Annotated in this window: 20 protein-coding genes; 12 read left to right on the top strand and 8 right to left on the bottom strand. The window is 38.9% G+C overall.

Features of this window, described 5'->3' with window-relative positions; translation table 11 throughout:
• Positions 1-111: 111 nt before the first annotated feature.
• On the top strand, positions 112-1,212 hold the full coding sequence (locus BUR11_RS17985; protein WP_074226402.1) for a glycoside hydrolase family 43 protein: 1,101 nt from the start codon (positions 112-114) through the stop codon (positions 1,210-1,212).
• Here BUR11_RS17985 and BUR11_RS17980 read toward each other — a convergent pair.
• The gene (locus BUR11_RS17980) at positions 1,193-3,541 is read right to left on the bottom strand and encodes a patatin-like phospholipase family protein (RefSeq protein ID WP_074226401.1); all 2,349 of its coding nucleotides are present in this window, start codon (positions 3,539-3,541) and stop codon (positions 1,193-1,195) included. The genes BUR11_RS17985 and BUR11_RS17980 overlap by 20 nt on opposite strands.
• A 14-nt stretch (positions 3,542-3,555) precedes the next feature.
• Positions 3,556-4,977, bottom strand: coding sequence for an amidohydrolase (locus BUR11_RS17975; RefSeq protein WP_074226400.1), 1,422 nt, complete (start codon positions 4,975-4,977; stop codon positions 3,556-3,558).
• 237 nt (positions 4,978-5,214) lie between these two features.
• Here BUR11_RS17975 and BUR11_RS17970 point away from each other — a divergent pair, with 237 nt between their 5' ends.
• Positions 5,215-6,204 carry a c-type cytochrome gene (locus BUR11_RS17970; RefSeq protein ID WP_074226399.1) on the top strand — a complete coding sequence of 330 codons (990 nt, stop codon included), beginning with the start codon at positions 5,215-5,217 and terminating at the stop codon, positions 6,202-6,204.
• A 50-nt stretch (positions 6,205-6,254) separates the two neighbouring features.
• Here BUR11_RS17970 and BUR11_RS17965 read toward each other — a convergent pair whose 3' ends face one another.
• Positions 6,255-7,004, bottom strand: coding sequence for a DeoR/GlpR family DNA-binding transcription regulator (locus BUR11_RS17965; RefSeq protein WP_074226398.1), 750 nt, complete (start codon positions 7,002-7,004; stop codon positions 6,255-6,257).
• Positions 7,005-7,228: 224 nt separating this feature from the next.
• Here BUR11_RS17965 and BUR11_RS17960 point away from each other — a divergent pair, with 224 nt between their 5' ends.
• From BUR11_RS17960 to BUR11_RS17940, 5 genes are all read left to right on the top strand, one after another.
• Positions 7,229-7,894 (top strand): N-acetylmuramoyl-L-alanine amidase, encoded by a 666-nt coding sequence (locus BUR11_RS17960; protein WP_074226397.1) that lies wholly within the window; start codon positions 7,229-7,231, stop codon positions 7,892-7,894.
• 200 nt (positions 7,895-8,094) lie between these two features.
• Positions 8,095-9,537 carry a glycoside hydrolase family 10 protein gene (locus tag BUR11_RS17955; protein WP_234982197.1) on the top strand — a complete coding sequence of 481 codons (1,443 nt, stop codon included), beginning with the start codon at positions 8,095-8,097 and terminating at the stop codon, positions 9,535-9,537.
• An 11-nt stretch (positions 9,538-9,548) separates the two neighbouring features.
• Positions 9,549-10,037 (top strand): GNAT family N-acetyltransferase, encoded by a 489-nt coding sequence (locus tag BUR11_RS17950; RefSeq protein WP_074226395.1) that lies wholly within the window; start codon positions 9,549-9,551, stop codon positions 10,035-10,037.
• Complete coding sequence (locus BUR11_RS17945; RefSeq protein ID WP_074226394.1) at positions 10,024-11,289, top strand: MFS transporter; 1,266 nt, start codon at positions 10,024-10,026, stop codon at positions 11,287-11,289. Before BUR11_RS17950 ends, BUR11_RS17945 begins: the two co-directional genes overlap by 14 nt.
• A gap of 87 nt (positions 11,290-11,376) precedes the next feature.
• Entirely contained in the window at positions 11,377-12,939 is a 1,563-nt protein-coding gene (locus tag BUR11_RS17940; protein ID WP_074226393.1) for a glycoside hydrolase family 3 protein, read from the top strand.
• Positions 12,940-13,019: 80 nt separating this feature from the next.
• Here BUR11_RS17940 and BUR11_RS17935 read toward each other — a convergent pair whose 3' ends face one another.
• The 5 genes from BUR11_RS17935 to BUR11_RS17915 all read right to left on the bottom strand — a co-directional run bounded on the left by BUR11_RS17935 (position 13,020) and on the right by BUR11_RS17915 (position 18,076).
• Positions 13,020-13,595, bottom strand: coding sequence for a DUF4142 domain-containing protein (locus BUR11_RS17935; protein WP_084561062.1), 576 nt, complete (start codon positions 13,593-13,595; stop codon positions 13,020-13,022).
• A 151-nt stretch (positions 13,596-13,746) separates the two neighbouring features.
• Positions 13,747-14,892 carry a hypothetical protein gene (locus tag BUR11_RS17930; protein WP_074226391.1) on the bottom strand — a complete coding sequence of 382 codons (1,146 nt, stop codon included), beginning with the start codon at positions 14,890-14,892 and terminating at the stop codon, positions 13,747-13,749.
• 62 nt (positions 14,893-14,954) lie between these two features.
• Positions 14,955-16,103, bottom strand: coding sequence for an aldose epimerase family protein (locus tag BUR11_RS17925; RefSeq protein ID WP_074226390.1), 1,149 nt, complete (start codon positions 16,101-16,103; stop codon positions 14,955-14,957).
• A 39-nt stretch (positions 16,104-16,142) separates the two neighbouring features.
• On the bottom strand, positions 16,143-17,507 hold the full coding sequence (locus tag BUR11_RS17920; protein WP_074226389.1) for an amidohydrolase family protein: 1,365 nt from the start codon (positions 17,505-17,507) through the stop codon (positions 16,143-16,145).
• Between the two features lie 89 nt (positions 17,508-17,596).
• Entirely contained in the window at positions 17,597-18,076 is a 480-nt protein-coding gene (locus BUR11_RS17915) for a gluconokinase (RefSeq protein WP_074226388.1), read from the bottom strand.
• A 52-nt stretch (positions 18,077-18,128) separates the two neighbouring features.
• Between BUR11_RS17915 and BUR11_RS17910 the strand changes: the two genes are divergently transcribed.
• From BUR11_RS17910 to BUR11_RS17890, 5 genes are all read left to right on the top strand, one after another.
• Positions 18,129-19,583 carry a DUF294 nucleotidyltransferase-like domain-containing protein gene (locus BUR11_RS17910; RefSeq protein WP_074226387.1) on the top strand — a complete coding sequence of 485 codons (1,455 nt, stop codon included), beginning with the start codon at positions 18,129-18,131 and terminating at the stop codon, positions 19,581-19,583.
• A 236-nt stretch (positions 19,584-19,819) separates the two neighbouring features.
• The gene (locus BUR11_RS17905) at positions 19,820-22,147 is read left to right on the top strand and encodes a PIG-L family deacetylase (RefSeq protein ID WP_074226386.1); all 2,328 of its coding nucleotides are present in this window, start codon (positions 19,820-19,822) and stop codon (positions 22,145-22,147) included.
• 99 nt (positions 22,148-22,246) lie between these two features.
• Entirely contained in the window at positions 22,247-23,107 is an 861-nt protein-coding gene (locus tag BUR11_RS17900; RefSeq protein WP_074226385.1) for an ROK family protein, read from the top strand.
• A gap of 119 nt (positions 23,108-23,226) precedes the next feature.
• Positions 23,227-24,180 (top strand): carbon-nitrogen hydrolase family protein, encoded by a 954-nt coding sequence (locus BUR11_RS17895; RefSeq protein ID WP_074226384.1) that lies wholly within the window; start codon positions 23,227-23,229, stop codon positions 24,178-24,180.
• 175 nt (positions 24,181-24,355) lie between these two features.
• Positions 24,356-25,228, top strand: coding sequence for a geranylgeranylglycerol-phosphate geranylgeranyltransferase (locus tag BUR11_RS17890; protein ID WP_234982196.1), 873 nt, complete (start codon positions 24,356-24,358; stop codon positions 25,226-25,228).
• Positions 25,229-25,363 lie beyond the last annotated feature (135 nt).

Raw genomic sequence — 25,363 nt, 5'->3', positions numbered from 1 at the left:
ATGGTCTTCCTAAAGGTTTCCCATCCCCACTTCTCTTATTAAACCCTTGAATACTTGAAAAATCTTTTTTTAAATTTATCTTAATCCCTTGATTTCCAAACAAACCTAATTATGAATAACCTATTTCGATTTTATTCAGCAATAATCCTTGTAATCACCTTTGCCTCCTGCAATAATTCCACAAATACTACAGATACATCGGAGGAGCCACAGACAGAAGACAGCTCTTCCAAATACCTTTCGCAGCCCTTGATTACTGATCATTTCACCGCTGACCCCTCAGCACACGTTTTTGAGGGGAAAATTTACATCTATCCTTCTCATGATATTGAATCAGATGTACCTCAAGACGATTTAGGCTCCCATTTTAACATGATGGACTATCATGTATATTCCATGGACTCTCCTACATCCTCTGTTGTGGACGAAGGAAAGGTATTGGGTGTTGAAGATATTCCTTGGGCAAAAAGACAACTTTGGGCTCCAGATGCTGCAGAAAAAGACGGGAAGTATTATTTATATTTTCCTGCGAAAGATGAGCAGGATATCTTCAAAATCGGAGTAGCAGTGGCAGACTCCCCAACTGGTCCATTTACTGCTCAGCCCGAACCGATCAAAGGGAGTTACAGTATAGATCCATCCGTTTTCGAGGACACTGATGGTGCCTATTACATGTATTTTGGTGGAATTTGGGGAGGCCAATTGCAAAAATACAGGGATAACAAATTTGATGACAAGGGTCCAGCTCCCACGGATGGAATCCCTGCAGCTGAGGAACCTGCGCTAGGACCAATCATTGCTAAAATGAGTGAGGACTTATTGGAATTTGCTGAGACTCCCAAAGAAATCCAGATTTTGGATCAAAATGGAGAACCGATTTTGAGTAGTGATCATGATAGGAGATTCTTTGAAGCCGCTTGGGTTCACAAATACAATGGCAAATATTATTTATCCTACTCTACAAGTGACACCCACTTCATCGCTTATGCCACTTCAGACAATCCTTATGGGCCTTTTACGTATCAAGGTATCGTACTAAACCCTGTAGAAGGATGGACCAATCATCATTCTATCGTAGAAATAAACGGGGAATGGTATCTATTCTATCACGACACCCAATTATCTGGAGAAACCCATTTGAGAAATATCAAGATGACTCCTTTGACACATTTGCCTGACGGATCCATCCAGACTATCGATCCGAATAATTAAAGGAGTATCCCAAAGAAATGTAAGACCTAAGTTGTTTATCTTGAGCATTGCTTGATAAGCCTACTGTTATCGGGCCAATAAAGGATTGGTAGGTCAAATCAATCCCATATCCTACATATCGGTCATCATTAAAAATATTATTGAGGTATTCTTTTTCCTTGAAAGAATAGGAGGAGCTAAAACCTAATAGATTCAAGCCAGTTCTAAGATAAATCTTTTTGAAAGGGACAATTTGAAAATCCAGTCCAGCCTTTAAAAAGTTAGGACTTTGTACTTCAGCATAATTTAACCCCCAAAATTTAATATCATTGAATCGAATCGTTTGATACCCCCCTACAAAAAAGTCCTGATGAACTTTCCCTGATGAACTGGTTAAAACAACTCCAGAAGCTATTTCAGGTCTAAACTGAAATTTTGGACCTACTGGCAAAAACTTTGAATATTTAAAAAATAAAGAAAGATATGGGTCTGGGTTGAAAATATCGGTCAATAAATCCAATTGATCTTTGGAGATAGGTATCTGTCCATTTCCAGAATCAATATATAGCGTATCTACTCCAGATCTCAAGTTAAAACTCAATCGGTTATTAAAATGGAATTTACTTTCCACTATACTTTCTGCTCCCCTTGTGGGGTAATTTCTGTTATCTTGTGAGTTTCTGAAATATCGAAACCTAATCGCCAAAGAGCTTTGTTTGGCATTTTTTAAACCATCTGAAACTCCAACATTGAAACGAAACCTTGACTTGGTTTCCTCATACATTCCGCCAATTGCAAAAGATTGTTTCAGTGAGCCGGTAGTCATTACTTGGGCCACCAATTTATTGTTTCTAGCAATGACAACATCCAGTTCATTCCCCTCTTCATAATCAGGTAATTGTTGCCTAAGTAGGTTCAAACGGACATTAAAAGCCAAGTTATTTTCTCTGGAAAAATATTTATAATAATCTATCCTTGCTTTCGGGTTTTCCGAGACGTCGAGCAAAAACACCGTCCTATTATTTCTCCCAACCAAGTCCCTAGTAGTAAAGTTGAATAGAATTCCAGCTGAAAACTGATTATCATAATGTACGGCCGTACTAATCAAGGAAGAGGGTTTCTCTTTGAGTCTAATTTTCAGATTGTAACTATTCTCACTCACTGGAATCAAGGTATAATCAACCTTGTAAAAGCCATTAATCCCATATACTCGTTCAATGGCATCTTCTAGTTCATCCCTGTTTACTTTCGAGCCTTCTCTAATGTTTAACTTTAATTGAAGGAGGTTATCAGAAAACAATTTATTTCCCACAAACTCGATGTCATTGACCAAAATTGGAGCAGGTTCAAAGCCCAGACTAGATATTTCATCCTTTCTTCCTAAGCTATCAGCTAATTGCTTGAAATCATCAAAGTAAAGTTGTCCCGCCTGATCTCCCAATTCTAAAATCTCTTTATAATTACCGAAGCTCCCTGTGGAATATTCTCCTAAATCAGGTTTGATATAAATATCACATTCTTCAATCGCTCCCTTTGTTTTTGCAAGTGACCTTGCCATCGCTACTTGCATCAAAATACCTCCAAAGCCACCAAGATCATCTGCTTTTGAAAAATCCTCATCAGAAACATTTACTCCAATAATAATATCCGCACCCATGTCTTGAGCAATATCCACAGGAAAATTATTGACTACTCCTCCATCGACCACTTGTGTTGAATCTAAGGAAAATGAGGTAAAGGCAGTAGGAATCGCTATACTGGATCTAAGAGCATCGTGGAGATAACCTTTGTCAAAAATAATAGGCTCTCCAGTGGAGATGTCCGTAGCTATACATCTAAATGGGATTGGGAATTCGTCAAAGCTTTTGTATTCATTGGCGGGCCAGGTGTAATAATGGAGAACTTCTGATAATTTTTGCCCCTCAATCAATCCCGAAGGAATGGATATTTTCCCTTCTTTTAAAGGTAGCTCCAACAGATATCGATTGTAATACTCCTTTTCTTCAAAAGAGATAGAGTTGAACTCTACTCTATTGGAAATCAATAAATCCCAGTCGATGCTGAGGATAATTTTTTCTAACTCATCCGCACTATACCCTAAAGCATACAAGCCACCAATGACAGATCCCATACTTGTTCCGACCACATAATCGGGTCGTATCCCTGCTTTTTCTAAATATCGAATGACTCCAACATGAGCCATACCTTTGGCTCCTCCACCACTCAAAACCAGACCAATTTTAGGTCTGGTTTCGTCAGTGGGAATTTGTTGATAAGCAAGTGATTTAAATACAGAGAGATGAATAAAAATGATCGTAAAAAACAGTAAACCAATTCGTTGCTTATTCATCTCTATATCTATAATTATTTCCTATAATCTAAAGGTGCGCTTCTTTCCCCTGTTAAAGCTTCATATTTAAAGTTAGCTCCTCTTCTTTTATCCAATTCTACCTTTGCTTTTTCAGCGATAGAAGGATCCTTGAAAATATCAATCACAGTCAAGGTAAGGGTTTTTGCTGCTACCATCATTCCTTTTTTACCAATACTAGTACCCCCTGCTGCTACCGCCTGCCAAGTATGTGCTGAAGTACCTGGAACCCAAGTTGCCGTGCCTAATCCTGCAGTGGGGACTAGCCAACTCACATCACCAACATCTGTTGAACCACCTGAACCTTTTTCATTTACTTCGAATGGAGCAATCTTCTCAGCATCTTCAGGAGAAACTATCACACCAGCAGGATACGTTTTGATGATATCTTCCGCAAACTTGGTTTCTTCTGCATTGTATTCAACACCCCCTACTGCTTCTAGGTTTTTATGCATCACAGAGGCCAGTGTTTCGTTAGGAAGTAAATTATATACCCCGTTAATAATTTCGTATTCCATTTTGGTTTGAGTACCTAAAGCTGCACCTTCTGCTGCATCAATCATTTTAGCAAAAATTTCCTTCACTTTCATGGCATCAGGATGTCTTACATAATGGTAAGACTCTGCAAATGCTGGCACCACATTAGGCGCTTCTCCACCTCGGGTAATAACATAATGCATTCTGGTTTCCATAGGCACGTGTTCACGCATCAAATTCACCATAAAATTCATGGCCTCTACAGCATCTAAAGCCGATTTCCCGCGATCAGGAGCTGCAGCAGCATGAGAAGCTTCTCCATAGAATCTAAATTTGGTGGAAATATTAGCCAAAGAGGAATTTGCCCCTGCGTTATTGGCAGAAGATGGGTGCCAGTGAAGCATGGCATCCACATCATCCATGATTCCGGATTTTGCCATATATACTTTTCCCCCTCCACCTTCTTCCGCTGGAGTACCATAAACTCTAATCGTACCTTGAATATTATTCTCTATCATCCATTCTTTCGCAGCAATTCCTGCTGCTACTGAAGCAGTACCAAATAAATGGTGACCACAAGCGTGTCCAGCTCCACCCTCTACTACCGGCTCACGAAAAGGAACTGCTTTTTGAGATACACCTGGCAAAGCATCAAATTCTGCCATGATTCCAATTACTGGTTTCCCTGATCCATATTCTGCCACAAAAGCTGTTGGAATCTCAGCTACACCAGCTGTAACTTTAAACCCAGCATCAGATAACGTTTTTTGTAACAATGCAGAACTCTTTGTTTCTAAGTATCCCAATTCTGCATAATCCCAAATCTGCTGCGATACCTCAGAATAAAAAGAAGTCTTTTCATCCAGTTTTTTCAAAACTTCATCCTGGGCCTTTGCAATAAAAGCCAGGAATAAAAAACATAGGGTAATTAAATTTTTCATTTCTTAAGAGTTGTGGTTGATTTAGTTTCGAAAATACGGATTGAATAGTAGAATAGTATGAAGGTTCTTTAAAAAGTGAAATTTCATTTCTCTTAATACAAGTAGTTTTCGGCCATTTCAGCACCGATGAAAGCGATTTTTTTATATTTCAAACCTAAAAAAACGTTTTTTATGTCAATATTTTTGTAAAAACTATTTTTTACATAATTTACTGATTACCAACCTTAACCACTTTTCATGAAAAAACTATTTAAAATTATTGGGTACCTCTTTGGTGCCATTATCATTTTAGTAATCGGGGCTATTGCATACCTCCAAGTAGCATTTCCAAGCGTAGCTGAACCTGCAGAATTAAATGTAGAGTATAGTCAAGCTCGTATAGAACGTGGAGCCTACCTAGCAAATCATGTCACAGTTTGCATGGATTGTCACTCTACCAGGGATTTCTCCTTATTCTCCGGACCTCCTGTTGATGGTACGCTAGGAAAAGGGGGAGACAAATTTGATCATAGCATGGGGTTCCCGGGGGTTTTCTATGCTAAAAACATTACCCCCACAGGAATTTCTGATTATACCGATGGAGAATTATACCGAGTGATCACCACAGGGGTTACCAATGATGACAGACCCATGTTTCCATTGATGCCATATCTCTATTATGGGAAAATGGACCCAGAAGATATTTACTCTATTATAGCGTACATCAGATCTTTAGATCCAATAGATTATGAAGTACCGGATTCTGAGGCAGACTTTCCTGTCAATCTAATCATGAGGACCATCCCAACAGAAGCTAGTCCTGAAAAAATCCCTGATCCAAGTGATCAAGTAGCCTATGGAGCTTACTTGACCAATGCTGCTGGATGTATCGAATGCCATACTCCAGTAACACCACAAGGTCAGATCATTCCAGAAATGGCATTTTCAGGAGGAAGGGAATTTGGTAATCCAGATGGCTCAGTTTTAAGATCTTCCAATATTACTCCCGATCCATCAGGCTTGGAATCTTGGGATGAAATACGATTTGTAAGGCAATTTAAACAATACCAAGACTCAGGCTATGTGATCCCTAAGGTCCAACCGGGAGAATTCAACTCTCTAATGCCTTGGACCATGTATTCAGGAATGAAAGATGAAGATTTGAAAGCGATTTATGCTTATTTGAAAACCGTGAAACCTATCTCCAATCAAGTAGTGAAATTCACTCCAGCCGAGGCTTCGGAATAGATTTATAAACAACATATTTAAGCTTCTGAAGAAATCTTCAGAAGCTTTTTTTATATTAAAGTTAAGTTAAATGGCCGGAAGGCATCTAAAAGCTGGTCCGATGGATCCAACTCCGTAACCAAGGTATGAACAGCAGACATATCACAGGTCTTGTATTTTTGGACTGAATGCAACTTATCTGAAACAGAAAGAATAACTGTCTTCTTTGCCGCACGAATCATGGCTTGTTTCACTTGAATTACCTCCCAATCAAATTCTGTCAACCCATATTCTGCATCCAAATAACCGGTACCTAAAATACATAAGTCCACTCTAAGTTGAGATAGGGAATTTACCACTGTGCCTCCCACTGCAAATTTCGCATCATGTAATAACTTCCCTCCTAAAAAAATCACTTCCACTTCTGGGTGCTCCAATAATTCCATGGCCACATGGAGACTGGGAGTAAAAACAGTAAGAGGAAGTTTCTTGGGAATCATTTTCGCTACTTCCATATTCGTGGTGCCTCCACTCATTATGATCACTTGCCCTTCGGACAACAGGGAGACTGTTTTCTCTGCAATTGCTATTTTTTTGGATTGTAAGTATACATTTCCCTCTTCCTTCCGGAAATTCATAAACCCAAACGAAGTAGCTCCACCATGGACTTTCTTTAATTTCCGATCCTTGGCCAGTTCTTTCACATCCCTTCTCACAGTATCTATGGAAACATTTAAGCTTTCTGATAAATCTACCAACAATACCCGGTGATGAAGATGCACCTGATCTAAGATGAACTTTTGCCTTTCTTCTTTTAGCATATTCTTTTTGATTGAGGTCTTAAACTAGCAAAAGCTGCAAGACCATGCAAGATTTATCAAGAATCTGAAAAATACAGCAAATAATTGCGCCTTAATACCCTGATTACTCTAATTTCCTACTAGTTTAGCTTACCTGTATCGGCGATCAGCATTCATTCTTAAATTCATGTCAAAATTCCCGGTTCTTTAAGCAATACCTAATCTCTATTTCAAGTTTGACTATTATGAGACTTTTGAAGCATTTAACAATTTATATTCTCCTCCTCGCCTCAATTTCCTGTAGTTCTAAATCAACTTTTCGGATTTTCGAAAAACCAATTACTTGGAATCAGGAACGTGAAGAACTTTCACTCAAGTATTTGAAAGAAAGACATGGTTTGGATAAAACAGAAGCTACCATCGACCCTACCATGGTAGTGGTCCACTGGACTGCTGTCAATTCCATAGAATCTACCTTTGATGTGTTTGACTCTCCAACTTTAGGAGGAAGAGCAGATCTTACCGGAGCAAGCAACCTGAATGTTTCAAGTCAATTTTTGATCGATCGGGATGGCACAATTTTTAGGCTTTTACCGGAAACAAACTTTGCAAGACATACAATCGGTCTAAATTATACCGCCATTGGAATAGAAAATATTGGTGGCCCCAATGCCCCATTAACAAAGGAACAGCTCAAAGCTAATGAAATGCTCATCCGGCATTTAAGAAAAAAGTATGAAATCGAATATGTAATAGGTCATTATGAATATCAAAATTTTCAGGAGACTGACTTATGGAAAGAATATGACCCTGATTATAGAACTGTGAAAACAGACCCTGGAGTTGACTTTATGGAGAAGCTTCGAAAAAACCTTTCTGACTTGAATTTGAAACCAATACCTTCGCTTTGATTACCTCGCGATTATTTATGCGGAATACCCGTTTTTACCTTTGCATTGCCCTAATTTCCGTCTTTGCTTTTGCTAGTTGTAAATCAAAAAAAATAGGGACAAATACCTCTAAGGAAGAATTACCACGAAATTCAACTACAGGCCCAAAAGACCAATTCCCTGAAAAGAAAACTCCTCCGATAGCAGTTCATCTGCAACCTTTGAATTATCAATTACCAGAGATCCCTAGGGAATTTAGAGGAGTTTGGATCGCTACTGTGGCAAATATAGATTGGCCTACCTCGCCAACAGATCCCTTTGAAAAGCAAAAAAATGATTTCCTTAAATTATTAGACTATTACAAGTCCTTAAATTTTAATGCAGTCATTCTCCAAGTTAGGGCTGCCGGAGACGCTTTCTACCCCAGTAATCTCGCTCCATGGTCTAAATACCTAACTGGAAAGGAGGGAAAAGCTCCTGAAACTTCCGAAAATCCATTGACTTGGATGATCAAAGAAGCACATGCTCGAGGCATGGAATTTCATGCTTGGCTGAATCCATACCGTGCCACCTTTGATTTGAAAACAGAATTACTGAGTCCATCGCATGATTACAATCTCCATCGGGATTGGATGCTGAAATACGGAGCCAAATACTATTACAATCCCGGGCTTCCCGAGGTCAAATCTCATTTAACTTCTGTCATCAAAGAATTGGTTGCCAATTATGATTTAGATGCCGTTCACTTTGATGATTATTTCTACCCTTACAAAGTGGAGAATCAGTCTTTCCCTGATATCAACACCTATAATCAATTTAAATCTCCGGGCCAGACCTTAGAAGATTGGAGGAGACAAAATGTCAATGATTTAATTTTTGCTGTTCACAAGACTATAGAAGCCACTAAACCTTGGGTGCAATTTGGAATCTCTCCTTTTGGGGTTTGGAGAAATCAAGACAAAGATCCAAAGGGCTCCCCTACCCGGGCTGGACAGACCAATTATGATGATCTTTTTGCCGATCCAATTACTTGGATGAAAAATGGGTGGATAGATTACTTGATCCCTCAAATCTATTGGAGCATGGATTATGAGTTGGCAAGCTATAGAAAATTGAATGATTGGTGGTCAAATAATAGCAACCAAACAAATATCTATATCGGAAACGGCCCTTATAAAATCCGAGACAATGCAGATAAGGCTTGGGATAATCCCAGAGAAATTCCTGACCAAATTTCTTACACTCGAACTATCCCAAATGTACAGGGTAATGCCTTTTTCTCTGCCAAATCTTTGCTGATCAAAAATCAGGATGTGGCGCAAACCATAAAAAACGAGCTGTATCAGGAAACCACATTACCTCCTGCTTTCCAACCCAAGAAACCGGCAATTATTGACATCCCTGTGGTCTTGGATATCACCGCAGATCAAACACTGACCAAAATCCATCTCGAGAAGCCATTGGACCCGGCAATTCGTTACGCATTGGTACAAGGAGCAAGTGAGTTGGACCAACTTGCCGATTCAGAAATTCACCCCATTTGGGTGGGAGGAATGAGAGCTAGAGCATTAGAAGTATCCAGTTTAAATAAAAAGTATCTTGCCATAAGATGGATAGATCATTATGGTAGAATAGTTCAAACCCAAGTCTACCAGGTACCTTAAAATTTTCTACAATGAAAGACATGCTTGTCAGATTGATTGGATTACCGGATTGTTCCGATTTAGAAAAACAACTTGCCAAAAAGGAAAACATTGTCTTTCGTAGAGCCATCGCTCCAGAAAAGCATTTTGTCACTTCTTGGGTACAAGAACATTTTGGTGCTTATTGGAAATCGGAAGTAGAGGTTTCTTTTTCCAGACAACCTGTAAGCTGTTACATAGCCCAAAGAGAAAATGAAATCCTGGGTTTTGCTTGCTATGAGGCTACAGCAAAAAACTTTTTTGGCCCAACAGGCACCAAAGAATCCGAAAGAGGAAAAGGAATAGGAAAGATACTATTGATTAAGTCTTTAGAATCTCTTCGGGAAATGGGATACATCTATGGAATAATCGGAGGAGTAGGACCAGAGGATTTTTACCAAAAAACGGTGGGAGCTAAAGTAATTGATGGCTCGGAAATCAGTGTATATGAAAATTTGATTCGCAATAATGACACAAAATAAACCTAAAAACCCTTGGCTTTGGATCCCTTCCTTATACATGACCGAAGGGATACCCTACATTGTGATCATCGTAGTCTCTGTGATTATGTATAAAAAGCTCGGGGTCTCCAATAGCGACATCGGATTATACACCAGTCTATTGTATTTACCATGGGTAATTAAGCCCATTTGGAGCCCTATCATTGATTTAGTAGGTACCAAAAGAAAATGGTTTTTATACATGCAATTGGTATTGGCCTTGGTATTCATTGGAGTGGGGTTCAATACCTCAGGCTCTTCGTTTTTCTTTATCTCACTCGCTTTTTTCTGGATGGGGGCATTTGCCTCTGCTACCAATGATATCGCTTCAGATGGCATGTATTTGATTGCATTAAAACCAGACCAACAAAGCTTTTTTGTAGGACTGAGAGGTACATTCTATAGAATAGGCATGATCACTGGGCAAGGCTTGATCGTCATAATTGCAGGGTATCTAGAAACCAGTTTAGGAGATAATAGCAAAGCTTGGTCTTATACCATGATTATAGTCGGGGCATTAATGTTGCTACTTACCGCTATTAATTTTTTAACCACTCCGAAAGTAGAAGAGGAATCCAAAGACACAAGTAAAAAAGAAGCCAGTTTTGCCATGGTTTTCAGTACTTTCTTCACAAAAAAGAATATTGGAATCTCCCTGGCCTTTGTCTTGCTTTATCGGTTGGGAGAATCTCAACTAGTAAAAATGGCCTCTCCATTTTTATTGGAAAATCGCCAAACTGGTGGATTGGGCTTGAGCACTTCCGAAGTCGGCTTTCTTTATGGTACCATCGGAGTAATTGCATTATTATTGGGTGGGATCTTGGGTGGTATTGCCATTTCAAAAAATGGATTGGGGAAATGGATGATCCCCATGGCCTTATCCCTAAACCTCCCCAATTTACTTTACATCGCTTTGGCCCATTTTCAACCAGAAAACATCGTTTTTGCCGGCACAGTCGTCGTCATAGAACAATTTGGGTATGGGTTTGGCTTTGCAGCCTATATGATCTTTTTGATTTATTTGGCGGAAGGGCTTTTTAAAACTTCCCATTACGCATTAGCCACTGGATTTATGGCTATGGGAATGATGTTTCCAGGGATGGTTTCAGGGTATATTCAGGAATGGTTAGGATACACAGGGTTCTTTATTTGGGTAGGAATTGCCATGATTCCGGCCTTAATCATAGCAAAATCCGTAAAATACCCTAAAGAGTTTGGAAAGAAAACTGAATAAAACTTTCTCCAAAACTTTCAACTAAAACCGGTAGCTTTGAACTAGGCGGCTTTCGAGTAAAAAAGCACATAAACCTGAAATTAACGAATGAACCCCACGCTAACCAATAGGCAAAAAATAGCCCAGATTTTCTTCCCTGCGGCATTTATTCATGATTCGGAAGAAAATTATCAAGACTTGGAAAACCTGATCCGAGAGGAAGAAATAGGTGGATTGACCTTTTTTCATAGTCGTATTTCAGCTGCTGCCAACTTCGAAAAAAGACAGGAGGTTTTAGACATATCAGGGACTTTAGAAAAATTAGTAGCACTTATCAACCGGTATCAAGAGGCTTCTACCATCCCTTTAATCATTTCCATTGATGGGGAATTTGGTTTGGCAATGCGTATCGAGCAAACTCCCGCTTATCCTTTTGCTATTTCTTTGGGCGGAATTAGCCAAGAAGGGGAAAAGCAAGTAGAAGAGGTCAATTACCGAATGGGGCTTGATCTAAAAAGCGCAGGAATTCATCTAAATCTAGCTCCTTGCGCAGATGTCAACACTAATCCTTCCAACCCAGTCATAGGCTATAGGTCTTTTGGGTCTGACACAAATTCTGTCGCCCGGCTTGCCTTAGCTGCTTACAAGGGATTGAAGAAAGCAGGAATTGGAGCTTGCCTAAAACACTTTCCAGGCCATGGAGACACCCATGTGGATTCTCATTTAGGTTTGCCTGTGGTAAATAAAACGAAACAGGAGTTAGTAGCCGAAGAATTATACCCCTTTCAATATGGAATCGATCATGATGTAGAAATGATTATGGTCGGACATTTGGCGGTTCCAGCACTTAGTGGAAATATTGAAATTTCCTCCAGCATCAGTCGGGATATCATTACTGACCTGCTGAAGAATAAAATGGGATTTAAGGGAATGGTCATCTCAGACGCACTTAATATGAAGGCCGTAGCTAATCTCTTCCCCAATCCTGGGCAATTGGAGTGGGAAGCTTTTCAGGCAGGAAATGATATTTTGTGCTTTTCTGACCACATAAAAGAAGGAATTCAATTTATTTTAGAAAGAGGCAAAAAAGAGGATATCGAACTAGCTTATCAAAAAATCCTGGATCTGAAACAAAAACTTGGGGTCCTGGAACGAAAAACCATTGAGGTTCCTCATTTCAACTGGGAAAATCATGACAAGTTCTTGGAGAAGCTTTCGAAGGAATTCCTTTGTCAACTGGAAGGAGAAATCAATCCCATTAGAATCAGAGATTTGGGAGAGTCAGGTAATTTGGGATTACGGTCTTTTCCATCCGGTCCAACCACAAATTTTGAAAGTTTACTTCAAGAAGCCTTCGGTAGAAATCTTGCAGAAATCTCCGATAAAAAATCTGAGCTCTTAATAATCCCCGTTTTTGTCCCTTCTGCTAAACCGATGAATCATTTTGGATTGGATAAATCTGATTTGGAGGAAATCCAGCAGTTGGCTCATGAAAAACCCTGTATTTTGTACCTATTTGGAAATCCATTAGCCTTACGGCACTTTGGAGATCTATCTATCTACTCCAGCGTAGTCGTAGCCTACCAATCTTTTGATGCCACCCAACGAGTCGCGGTAAAGCATTTAATGGGAGAATGGAAAGCAATTGGAAAACTCAGTGTTGACCTCTAACCAATCCAATGTTAAAGAAGAAAAAAGGTCCTCAGAAATATTCTGAGGACCTTTTTATTGAACTGTTAAGGAAGCTAATTTTACAATCCTTCCAGACCTATTTCAGCTTTCACCAAAATTGCTTCCGCTTTATGATCTTTGACTATTGCCAGGTTTTTTTCGGCATAACCTGAAATAGTAAAATTCTCTCCATTGTCAATTTGGTTTTCATACATGGACATAGAGTTATTTAATAAATCGATTTGAAAATTGATAAACTCCTTATCAAATTCCTCTCCTTGGAGCGCAGCCAATTCGTCATATCTTGCTTGTATTTCGGTAGTAATTCCATCTGAAATTTGCAAATCCTTGCCGTCTGCTAAGGCTTCCAATTCTGCTTTACTCTCTATATTCGAATCTGCAATCAGTTGCGCATATTCCAATACAGAATCATCTTCCCCATTTTCCAAGGCCAATTGCCCAAAACTGATTTGTGCATTAGCCTGCTGAGATGCTGAAATAGCAAAGTTCATATCTTGCTGACTGACGGTATCCACAATTGGCTCATCATCCTCATTATCGCAGGATGACAATCCTCCAATAGTAAATGCGGCCATCAATACGGCTCCTGACATTCTTAGCCTGTTCACTGTAGTTTTTTGAAAATTGATTTTCATAGTTAGTATAGTTGGTTATTTGTTACTCATCCTACTTACAATACCTATACCTAACCCCTAATTGTAGTTAAAAGGCGATAATCAATTTTTGTCATGGGTATTAATTGTTCATAATGTAGAAACAATTGCGCTATTCATCCATTTCTCCAACTTAGCCCTCCACGATTTCCCAGATCTCATAAGGATAATATTCCAGCTCCTCCTCTCCTTCTTTTACTTTAACCAAAAGTCTGTTTTTAGGCAAAGCCATTTCTATCATCCCCGTTGGGATAGTATGCTCACCAGGAAGCTGGACACCGTCTTTAAATAAAATCAGTCGATGCATTTCCGGATCACCTAAGCGATAGATCTTATTCGTATTTTTTCTGAGTTCAAAAGAAACTTCAGATTCACCCTGCACATAAATCAAACCCAGAAAATCAGAGTCAAACTTGATCAACCTCCTATTCATCGCGAAAAGCATAGCCCCCCCCTTATCTTCGGCAGTTGGAAAATTTGACTCTCTTAGAGGAATATCATCCAGCGGTTGAAACTCCTCATGATTCACCTTGATTCTTTTGACTACAAACCAGTTGATCGGATTGTATACGGTGATCTCATTATCGATCGTCGTCGTGAGATACAAAAGATTCTCATCATAGTTTAATTCATAAATGGAATTAATTCTTGCTGGTGATTTTTCATCCCCAAACCCTTGGAAAACCCCTTTCTCTGATAAAGGAGCTAATGATTGAACAGATTTTAGTTTCGGATCATAATATTCAATCAATTGTACTTTTGATGGAACTTCAGGCCCCATCGCCATTCCTGAAATACCGGAAACACCGGTCAAAAATGAAATCTCATTTTTTTTGGACAAAGGAATAAACTTTTCTCTGGGGCCGGAATAAACCACTGTAGTGAATTTTGGTTCATACCGAATTCTTTTGATCAGATTAAATTCCCGATCATACTTAAGAAATTCCACAGATGTTTGCACATAAATCCCTCCATCTGGAGCAAATCCCATCGTCAAGGCGGAAGAAGAATAAAAGTTTGGACCATCTCCTCTCCTGACTTCACTAATCACAATTTTACCATCAGAATCAAAAATCGCCAGTTCTACTCCCTCTGACCCTTTATCCACAAACCCTAAATATTCTTTTCTTTCAGGATCGTAGTCCCGGATACCAACTGGTGCCAAGCTTTCAACATGTAAGTCATCAACTTTCCTTAGCTGGTAATCTTGGGCATAACTGGAAAAGGATAAAAAAATAGCACTCATGACAAGTGCTGGTAGTGTTAGCTTATTTTTCATGGGTTATTGTTTAAACTAACAATCTAACTAAAACCTTCTAAATTTAAAACTTACTCTTTCGTTTATTTATCTATTTCAAACTGATACACAATCTCATGGACGTACTTCTCTCCCGGAGCCAAAGTTGCGGATGGGAAAGAAGGTTTATTAGGACTATCAGGCCAAGCTTGTGGTTCTAGGCAAAAAGCCCAAAAAGGTTGATAAACTTTTCCGTCAGCCCCCTTAAAATCCCGCATCCCATTGGCTGTATAAAATTGTACACCCGGTGCCGTGCTAAAAACTTCCATGACACGACCGGTATCTGGATGTTTTACTTTTGCGATAGCAATCAAATCAGAAGAGTTTTCTTTTTTGGTCACAAAATTATGATCATATCCACCCCCATTCAATTCCATTTGCTGCCCTAGATTTTTTGGAGTTTGAAAATCCAAAGGAGTCCCTTCAACATCCAATAGATTTCCTGTTGGAATCAATCGATCGTCTGTTTCTGTATAAGAATCTGCCAAAATCTGTACTTCATGATCCTTCACATCTCTAGTAATTCCGCCTAGATTGAAATAACTATGATTGGTCAAATTCACGACCGTTTTTTGATCGGTAGTAGACTCAAACCTGACTTTTAATTCATTATCAGCGGTTAATTCCATGTACAGCCATGTATCCAGATTTCCGGGATAACCCTCTTCTCCATCTTTGCTGAGGTAATGCATTTTGACACCAATCGATTGATCAGTATCAAATGGTTCAGCATCCCATACTTGTACCCCGAAACCTTTTCTTCCTCCATGCAAATGATTTTCTCCCAGGTTTTTGGTGATTTCATAAGTCACTCCATCCAGCTCAAATGATGCTCCTCCGATTCTATTGGCATACCGACCAACAGCGGCGCCTAAATAAGGTCCATTTCCTGTGAAATATTGGGGTATGCTATCCAATGCCAAGACCACATTTTCTAAATTCCCATCCTTATCAGGAACAAGTATCCTGGAGATGATCCCTCCAAAATTGGTCATTTGGACCTGCATGAAACCATTATCTAAATCGTACTTGTACACATCATTGCTTTCCCATTCTCCCACTTTCTCTACTTTCATTTCAAAGTTTATTTCTTTTGAATCATCCATTTCAGTTCGTTCTGAGGGCTTATTCTGACAGGCAAAAATCATCATGGATACTAGAAGCCAGTAGAATAATTTATTTGTCTGGTACATAGGTGGTTTTGGAATTGGGTGAATGGAAACTCTTTGAAATTATCGTTGATGGTTTGACTCAATTTTTGCTAACTCTAGATCCAGTCTATTCCGATCATAATACGCTCCTTTCATCATCACTCCGATCGGTGTCTTCAACGTCTCTAAATCTTTCAATGGGTTTTCCTTAACCAAAACAAAATCTGCTGAAGCTCCTTTTTTGATTACTCCCCATTGGCCTTCTTCCTCAAAATACAGGGCAGGATTTATCGAACCGGACTTTAGAATTTCATAATTGGACATACCAGCATCGGACATTAATTCGATTTCGTGATGGATAGAAAATCCTGGGACATTAAAAACCTGAGGAGAGTCCGATGTCATCAAAACAGGAACACCTGCTTGATGCAAAGTCATCAATAATTTATTTCGAAAATCCAGGTAAGGCTGCACATTTTCTTTGGTCAAAATTCCAGCTTCCTCATAGGGAGTTTTGGCATTGATCCAGTTCTGCACCTGGGCCGCTGACATGTATTTCATTTCAGGAATGTTTCTATATTCTTCAGCAGGCTTTGACCCAAAATATCGATCAAATAAGGTCAAGGTAGGTGCTATCCAAACTTTATGATCTAAACTCATTTGAACAAGTTCAGGCAGTTTATCCATATCCACTTCTCCCACCAATAGCATGGTAAAAGGACCTGCCACATCTGAATCAAAAACTTTTGAATAGTCAGGCAATAAGGCTTCCACATATCCATCCATATGCTCAATGGATTTATAGCCGTTTTCCAAACTGGCTTTAAGGCCTACATCTAAGGAAACATGCCCTCCAAATGGAATATCCAATTCCTTGGCAGTTTTTGCAATGACCAAAAATTCGTCCATTTCTAACCCTGGATGGAGTTTTAGATGATCATAGCCAGCAGCCTTTTCATCTCTTACCATCTGTGCAGCTTGTTCCGGAGAGGAAACAGAACCTCCGCTGAATGAGGGACCTGAAAGAAATAATCGGGGACCTGGTAAGGTTCCAGCTTCAATTCTTGCTTTTAAAGGTAAATGTGAAGCATGCCCGATCATTCCTCTCACTCTTAACACCCCATTTGCCAAATAGAGCCACATGGCTTCTTCTTGTAATTGAGTATTTCCACTTTGAGCCACAGGAATATGAGAGTGAAACTCTGCTAGACCTGGAAAAACGTATGCTCCATTTCCTTCAATGATAGTTTCATTGGGACGTCTGGCCACTTTTGTCATCGGAACAACCTCCACAATTTTTCCATTTTCTACCCGAATAGCCTGGTTTTCCAAGATGGAATCATCTTCCATACTGAGCACGTGGACATTTTGAATTACCTGAACTTGAGCTTGTAGGTAAGTAAAGGACAAAAGGCAGATTGCGACAAATAAAACAGGGTGCTTCATAGCGGGTTAGAAGATTGGATCCATGAATAAGTTCGTGTATTCCCAAATTGTATGCAACTCTTTTTATTTCATTGTATCGAAAAAGTCCTCTATTTATGGATGTAGGCGATGGCTTCTTCAATCATTTTTTCTGGGGCATTGGCAATAGATAATTTGAGCCCAAAATCAGGCTCTTCCCAGGTTGCAATCTGAGAATCTAACATACTGGCTTTCATGTAGTGGTTCTTTCGGGCCAACATCCGCTCCCAAATCAAATCCCTATCTCCTTCCAGGTGTATCCATTTTACCTGATCATTGACTTGTAAAATATCCCGGTAAGATTGCTTCAAAGCAGAGCAAGCTAAAACAGCTCCGCTAGATTTCTCAGATTCCTTTAATTGATTTGCCAATGCTTGAAGCCAGGGTAATCGATCCTTATCATCCAGAGGAAAGCCATTGCTCATTTTTTCTATATTCTCTGGGGGATGGAAGTTATCTGCATCAAAAAATGGTAAATTGAAATGATTTGAGAGACCTTTTCCAATGGTAGTTTTGCCTGTCCCTGAAACTCCTGTAACGATAATTAGCATGAAGCCAAGTTAGGAAAATTAATTATTTTCAACCCTTCAAAATTTTTACAAAATGGATTTTTCCACTCCTGTCGTCACTGACCATTTTTACTCCAAAAAAGTGAGTGATCTTCACTTTCGAAACTTAAGATTGGCCCCTCCAGAAACCCCTGTTTTTGAATGTGCAGCAAAAATGTCCCAAGAAAAAGTGAGTTGCTTATTTATAGGAGTATCCCCAGAACAGATCATAGGTTATATTACAGATATTACGTTGAGAGATCAACTGCTCGCAAAGAAACTATCCGCAACCATTCCGGTATCTGAAATCATGGAATCTGATATGGTCACGATCAGCCCCCAAGCATATTTGGTAGAAGCCTTGATGCTGATGTTTAGGACCAGGTCTCGCTATTTATTAGTGGAAGAGAATGGCAATTATGTAGGCTGGATCAGTAGAACAAAAATACTGACCGAACAATCCCAAGGTCCCTTCATGTTTATCCAATCTGTAAAAGAGGCCAGACAAATCCCAGAGCTTACAGAAAAGTGGAATCGAATGCCTGAAATCATTCACTTGCTTTTATCTAGAGGAATGAAAGCAGGGATCGTCAATCAGATCATCACCACAGTAGTTGATACAATAGCGCAAAGAGTCATAGAGCGAGTATTTAAGGAAATTGGTCCCGCTCCGGCAAAATTCGTGTTCTTTGTTTTAGGCAGTGAGGGTCGTGGAGAATTGACTTTGAAAACCGATCAGGATAATGCGATTATTTATGAGGACAAAGCAAACGAACACCGAGAAGAAGTAAGAGCCTATTTTTTGGATTTTGCAACCCGTGTTTCCACAGCCTTAAATGAAATCGGAATCGTCTTTTGTGAAGGAGAACTGATGGCCATGAATCCAAGATGGACGCATTCCCTCTCCCATTGGAAAAGAAATTATGAAAGTTGGATACAGGATGCTTCCCAAGAAACGGCGATGAATTATGCGACTTTTTTTGACTGCCGAGCAATCTATGGAGAAAATTCTTTGTTGGAAAGTCTCAAAGAATATATGGACTTCCAATTGCAACAAGCCCCTGAGAAATTTTACATCAACTTAGGATACAATGCACTCCAATACGAACCTCCCATTACTTTTTTCAGGAAAATTAAAACTGAGACCATTGATGGCGAAAGGCAAGTAAATTTAAAACAGATCATGCGCCCCATTGTAGACTTAGCCAGAGTTTATGCCTTAAAATATCGGGTATTTGAAACAAACACCACTCGAAGGATTGAATTACTTAGAGATAAAGGAGTATTTTCCGATAAAGAGGCGCAGGAATTAATTCATGCTTTTGACTATTTGATGGCGCTCCGATTAGAAAACCAATCTCATTTGATTCTAGAAAAGAGGGAAAAACCCAAAAACTTTTTAATTATCAATCAGATCACAAAAGTTCAGTCCGTTACTCTTTTGGAAATTTTTAAGGTAATCGAAGAATTCCAAGCCAGAATCAAATTGGCTTTTACCAGGACTTTGTAAGGAAAGAGGAATACTTTTATAAAATTTTTATTAAAGTGCTTTTTATTCAAAAACTTTTTTTAAATTTGTTTAGTTGAAGATTGATTAATCCAATCAGCTTTACACCAAATATTATTTTTAAATAATAAGTCAAATCGAAGTTATATCGATTTACACTTAGGTTTAACTGAATATTATTTGGATTCAAACGAATATAATTTTATTATTCCCAACTATACCTAACCTGTTCTAATAGCATGCTAAGTAAGTACCCTCTTTCAGAAGTAGAAAAAAGTTTTCTTAAGGAATCCGGGATTGAGAAAATAAGCACTCTTATTCCCTATTTAACCGTTGATAATTTCCCGAAACTTGGTTTGCTGACTGCATGCCGTTTTCTAGAATGGGTTTCGGAAAACCCAAATGGAGTTATCAGCTTACCAACTGGTAAATCTCCAGAATTCTTTATTAAATGGACTCAATTCCTATTGGACAATTGGGACAACAAAAAAGGTAAAGACGTCAGAGAAAGGTATGGTTTAGGAAACTGCAAAAAGCCAGTTTTAAAGGACTTGACATTTGTCCAGATTGATGAGTTTTATCCAATTTCTTCTGAGCAACAAAACAGTTTCTATCACTATGTGAATAAATTTTACATTGAGGGATTCGGTTTAGCAAAGGAAAACGCCATCTTAATCAACTCCGATGAGATTCCTTTGGCGAATGGATTGACCTATAAAGAGGTATTCCCGGACCTAAAAGTAGATTTATCTCTTAGATTCAGAGATCCGGAAAATGATCTAGAAAAGCTTCAACAAGAATCCATTTACTTAATCGATAAATGGTGTGGAGATTATGAGCAGAAAATCAGAGATAAAGGCGGTATTGGTTTCTTCCTAGGAGGAATAGGTCCTGATGGACACATTGCTTTTAACACCAGAGGCTCCCATATTTTCTCCGTCACTAGATTGACAGAAACCAACTTTGAAACCCAAGCAGTAGCTGCCGGTGATTTGGGAGGTATTGAAGTATCTGCAAACAGGCTAGTTATCACCATAGGTTTAGATACCATTGTTTATAATCCAGAAGCAGTGGCAATTATCATTGCTGCAGGTGAGGCAAAAGCCGGTATTGTAAAAGATTCATTAGAAACCCCATTAGATAACGTTTTCCCTGGAACAGTACTTCAGAAACTTAAAAACGGAAGGTTCTACCTTACTAAAGGTGCAGCGGTAAAATTAACTGATTCCATTGATGCTTACTATGAAAAAGGAGAATGGACTTGGGAGAAAACTGAAAGAGCAGTAATTGATCTTTGCAAGAAAATTGGAAAATACGGTCATCGAGTGAAGCTTTCTGATCTGAAAGCAGATAAATATACTCGAATGATCCCGGAACTTTCTGAAGACACTGTTAATCAGGTCATGAAAAGTACGGAGGCAAAATTAGCCAAAGGCTTGGAACAAGAGACAGATGAAGTATTACTTCATACCGGTCCTCACCATGACGACATATCACTAGGGATTTTACCGCATATCACGAATCAACTTCATGAGCCGACTAATGAAGCACATTTCTCAGTATTGACTTCAGGCTTTACAGCAGTGACCAATACCTTTGTAATAGATACCTTACAGCAAACCAAAAAGTTACTGGATGAAAATAGAATCCAGATGGTTAATTTCGAGGACTTCTTTGAAATAGGCTATAGTCTAAAGACAGACAAAGATGTTTATCACTTCTTGACCAATGTGGCTTCAGAAAGAGCTGACGAAAGAGTTAGAGGTCTATGCCACAGAGTGGTCAGAGCTTTGGTAATTGTTTTTGGAGTAAAAAACACCACGCAGTTAAGAGAAACCATCAATGAAGTAATCAGCATTTTGAAAAATAGCTATGATGGAGAGAAAAACCCATCTAAGATTCAAAAGCTGAAAGGAATGATCCGTGAGTTTGAAGAGGAATTAGTATGGGCGCACTTCGGAGTTCAAGTCAAAAATGTGCATCACTTAAGACTTGGATTCTACACAGGAGATATTTTCACAGAACAGCCGGACAAAAAGCGAGACGTGGAACCGATCGTGGAAATGTTCCGAAAAATCAATCCAACAAAGATTAGTTTAACACTCGATCCTGAAGGTTCTGGCCCTGACACCCACTACAAAGTACTACAAGCGACTGCAGAAGCTGTTCGTCAGTGGGGTGAAGAAAAAGATATCAGTAACTTGAGAATTATTGGTTACAGAAACGTTTGGTTTAAATTTGAACCTCATGAGGCTAATGTAATTGTACCTGTTTCTCTTGGCGACATGTCAGTTATGGAAGATTCCTTTGCAAACTGTTACTTAAGTCAAGTGAACGCTTCTTTCCCGAGTTATTCTCATAACGGAAAATTCAGTACAGTTGCCAAAAGAATCTGGGTTAACCAACTGAATGACATACAGTTGCTTTTGGGTAAAAATTACTTCTATCAGCATGAAAGAGCTAAAGTTAGATCTAGCCATGGCTTGATTTTCTTTAGAGATATGAACGTAGAAGAATTCCTTGCAACTGCAAGAGAACTTGAAAAATCAATCGAAGGCATGCTTTAATTAGCCCTTTATTTAAACTTAAAGCCATAAGCAATGTTACTGATGCGTCATTAACATTGCTTTTATCAAACCTTAAACCATAACAGTAAACCAAATCGAATGGAAAAGGCCATTTTGGGATTGGACATCGGAGGCACAGGCATAAAAGGTGGAGTATTGATCAAAGGACATCTAGAAGATATTCGATCAATACCAACCCCTGCTGATCAAGATCAAGATCATATATTAGAAACCATTGCCATGTTTATCGAGTCCTATTTACATCATGATATTGAAGGTATTGGCATAGGAATCCCTGGTTTGGTAAATGTAGATGAAGGAATAGTACTCGGTCTTGCAAACATACCGGCATTTCAGCATGTTGAATTGAGAAAATTTGTTTTCCAGAAATTCGGAAAACCTGTATTCATAAACAACGACGCAAATTGCTTTGCATTAGGCGTTCATAAATATGGCGTCGGGAAGAAGTTTAAAAATCTGGTAGGCATTACACTAGGAACCGGTGTGGGAGGGGGTATCGTAATCAACGGACAACTTTATAGTGGAGTTACTTCTGCTGCTGGAGAATGGTGCAGCGCTCCTTATTTGGATAATAATTATGAATTTTATTGCAGTGGCAAATTCTTTCATAATTTCTATCACCAGAGACCAAAAGCACTTGCCAAATTAGCCATGGCTGGCGACAAAAATGCCATCAAAGCATTTGAAGAATATGGACATCATTTAGGGGAACTCATCAAGCATATTTTATATGCCTTAGCCCCTGAGGCCATTGTTCTTGGCGGATCAATCAGAAAATCATATCCTTTGTTTAAGGATTCTTTGTATAAAACATTATCCACTTTCATGTACCCTACTGTACTTGAAAATTTACAAATTCTTCTTTCAGAACTTGACGAAACAGCCATTCATGGAGCTGTTGCGCTAGTAGATGTGGAGCCTGAAGTGGTAAATAGTTAGTTAATAAGTTGGTTTAGATAGATAAAAATGCGGCCCAAAAATGGGTCGCTTTTTTTGTTTTGGTCATTTTCCAATGCATTTCAATTCCTATTCTATTATTTTCATGCAAAAGCTTTTGTATGAAAAACTTATTAACTGTAGCATTGGCTCAAATTGCCCCTGTATGGCTGGACAAACATCAAACTTTAGAAAAAGTCAAAATAGCTATCCTAGAAGCTGCAGAAAAAAACTGTGAATTAATCATCTTCGGAGAAGGGCTTGTGCCAGGATATCCATTTTGGTTGTCCATTACCAATGGATCAGCTTGGGATAACCAAACCCAAAAAGAAATACATGCACACTACTTGCGAAATGCTGTTCAGATAGAATCAGGAGACCTTTCTGAAATCCAAGAACTCGCTAAAACGCATGAAATAGCTATCTATCTAGGAATCATCGAAAAACCAACGGATCGTGGAGGACACAGCATCTATTGTAGTTTGGTTTATATAAATCAACAAGGTGAAATCAAATCAGTGCACCGAAAACTCCAGCCTACCTATGAAGAACGATTAACTTGGTCCCCTGGGGATGGCAATGGACTTCAGGTTCACCCCTTGAAGGAGTTTACAGTTGGAGGACTTAATTGCTGGGAAAATTGGATGCCTCTAGCAAGGACAGCCCTTTACGGATTAGGAGAGAATCTTCACATTGCCGTATGGCCAGGAGCTGTAAGAAACACAGAAAATATCACCAGAATGATTGCACAGGAAAGTAGATCTTATGTTATTTCAGTTTCCAGCTTAATGAGGACAACAGATTTTCCGAAAGACACCCCACATTTGAAAACCATATTAGAAAATTCACCCGTAGTTTTGGCAGATGGAGGTTCTTGCATTGCTGGGCCAGATGGAAAATGGATACTAGAACCAGTTCCCTTTCAAGAAGGCCTCTTGATACAAACTTTAGACTTTAACCGAGTATTAGAAGAAAGACAAAACTTTGATCCAGTGGGGCATTATTCCAGGCCAGATGTATTGCAATTACAAGTTAATAGAACAAGACAAAGCTCAGTCACTTTTACCAAGGAGTAACTTTCTACTGCATAAACCCTGACTTTTGAAAATACCGAACTTAAGAACCTCACGAATAGAAACTTAACTGATAATAAATCCGAAATTTAAAAACCTTGAAAATTAGGGAACCGTTTTCTTAGTATTCCCTTAGTAAATAGTGAGTTAATGAAATGAATTAAGCTATTTTTGGAGTATGGATGCAATAAGCATGGACCGGACCATTTCATTCGGAGGTTTATTTCGAATAAGCAGGCCTATCAACTTGCTCATGGTTGCATTTGCCCAAATTATGACAGCCTATTTTTTGGTAAACACCACCAATTCAGGTCTTCCCGTGCTTAAGGATTACCATCTTTATCTAATGGTGATTTCTACGGTTATAATTGCTGCGGCAGGTTATATGATCAATGATTACTATGATGTGAAAATTGACTATGTCAACCGCCCGAATGAAGTAGTCGTGGGTAAAGGAATCAAAAGAAGAGTAGTGATATTCCTACATACCATTCTTAACTTCGCAGGAATAGGTTTAGGATTTTTAGTGTCTCCCTACATCGGTATGGTGAATTTCTTTGCAGCATTTCTACTTTGGCTCTATAGTAATAGGCTGAAAAGAGAACCATTTATTGGGAATCTTTCCGTTGCTTTCTTGACTGGGGCTACTATTTATATGATTGCCATCTATTACCAGAAGTCGGAATTGCTCATTTTAACTTATGCGATTTTTGCTTTCTTTTTGAACTTGATTAGAGAAATCCTAAAGGATATTGAAGATCGGCCTGGGGATCGTAAACATGGCTGCAGAACCTTACCCATTGTGATTGGCTTTCACAATACAAAAAAGGTGATTTTTGCCATTGCTCTGTCTTTTGTCATCTCCATCTTAATCGTAGCCATTAAAATCAATTCACCCAACTTATTCTATTATTTTGGAGTGATGGGAATTTTCTTTGGCTTGTTTATGTACCGGATTTATTATGCGGACAGAAAATCTCAATTTACCCAGCTCAGTGCTTTTGCAAAAATCCTGATGCTAGTAGGAACCTTAAGTATGGGATTGCTTTAGTCAAGCAAATTGCTCAAAGTTGTTTTTGGCGGTTATTACACCCATTCCAATCTTTTTACATGGTTTTTAATTCAAATACTTCCTTCTAATACTACAATTCAAAAAATCTCCATTCATTAATTCTTAGCAATTCCC

It is taken from the genome of Algoriphagus halophilus (assembly GCF_900129785.1).
Lineage (GTDB): Bacteria > Bacteroidota > Bacteroidia > Cytophagales > Cyclobacteriaceae > Algoriphagus > Algoriphagus halophilus.
This window is presented reverse-complemented; position numbering and strand designations above follow the sequence as displayed.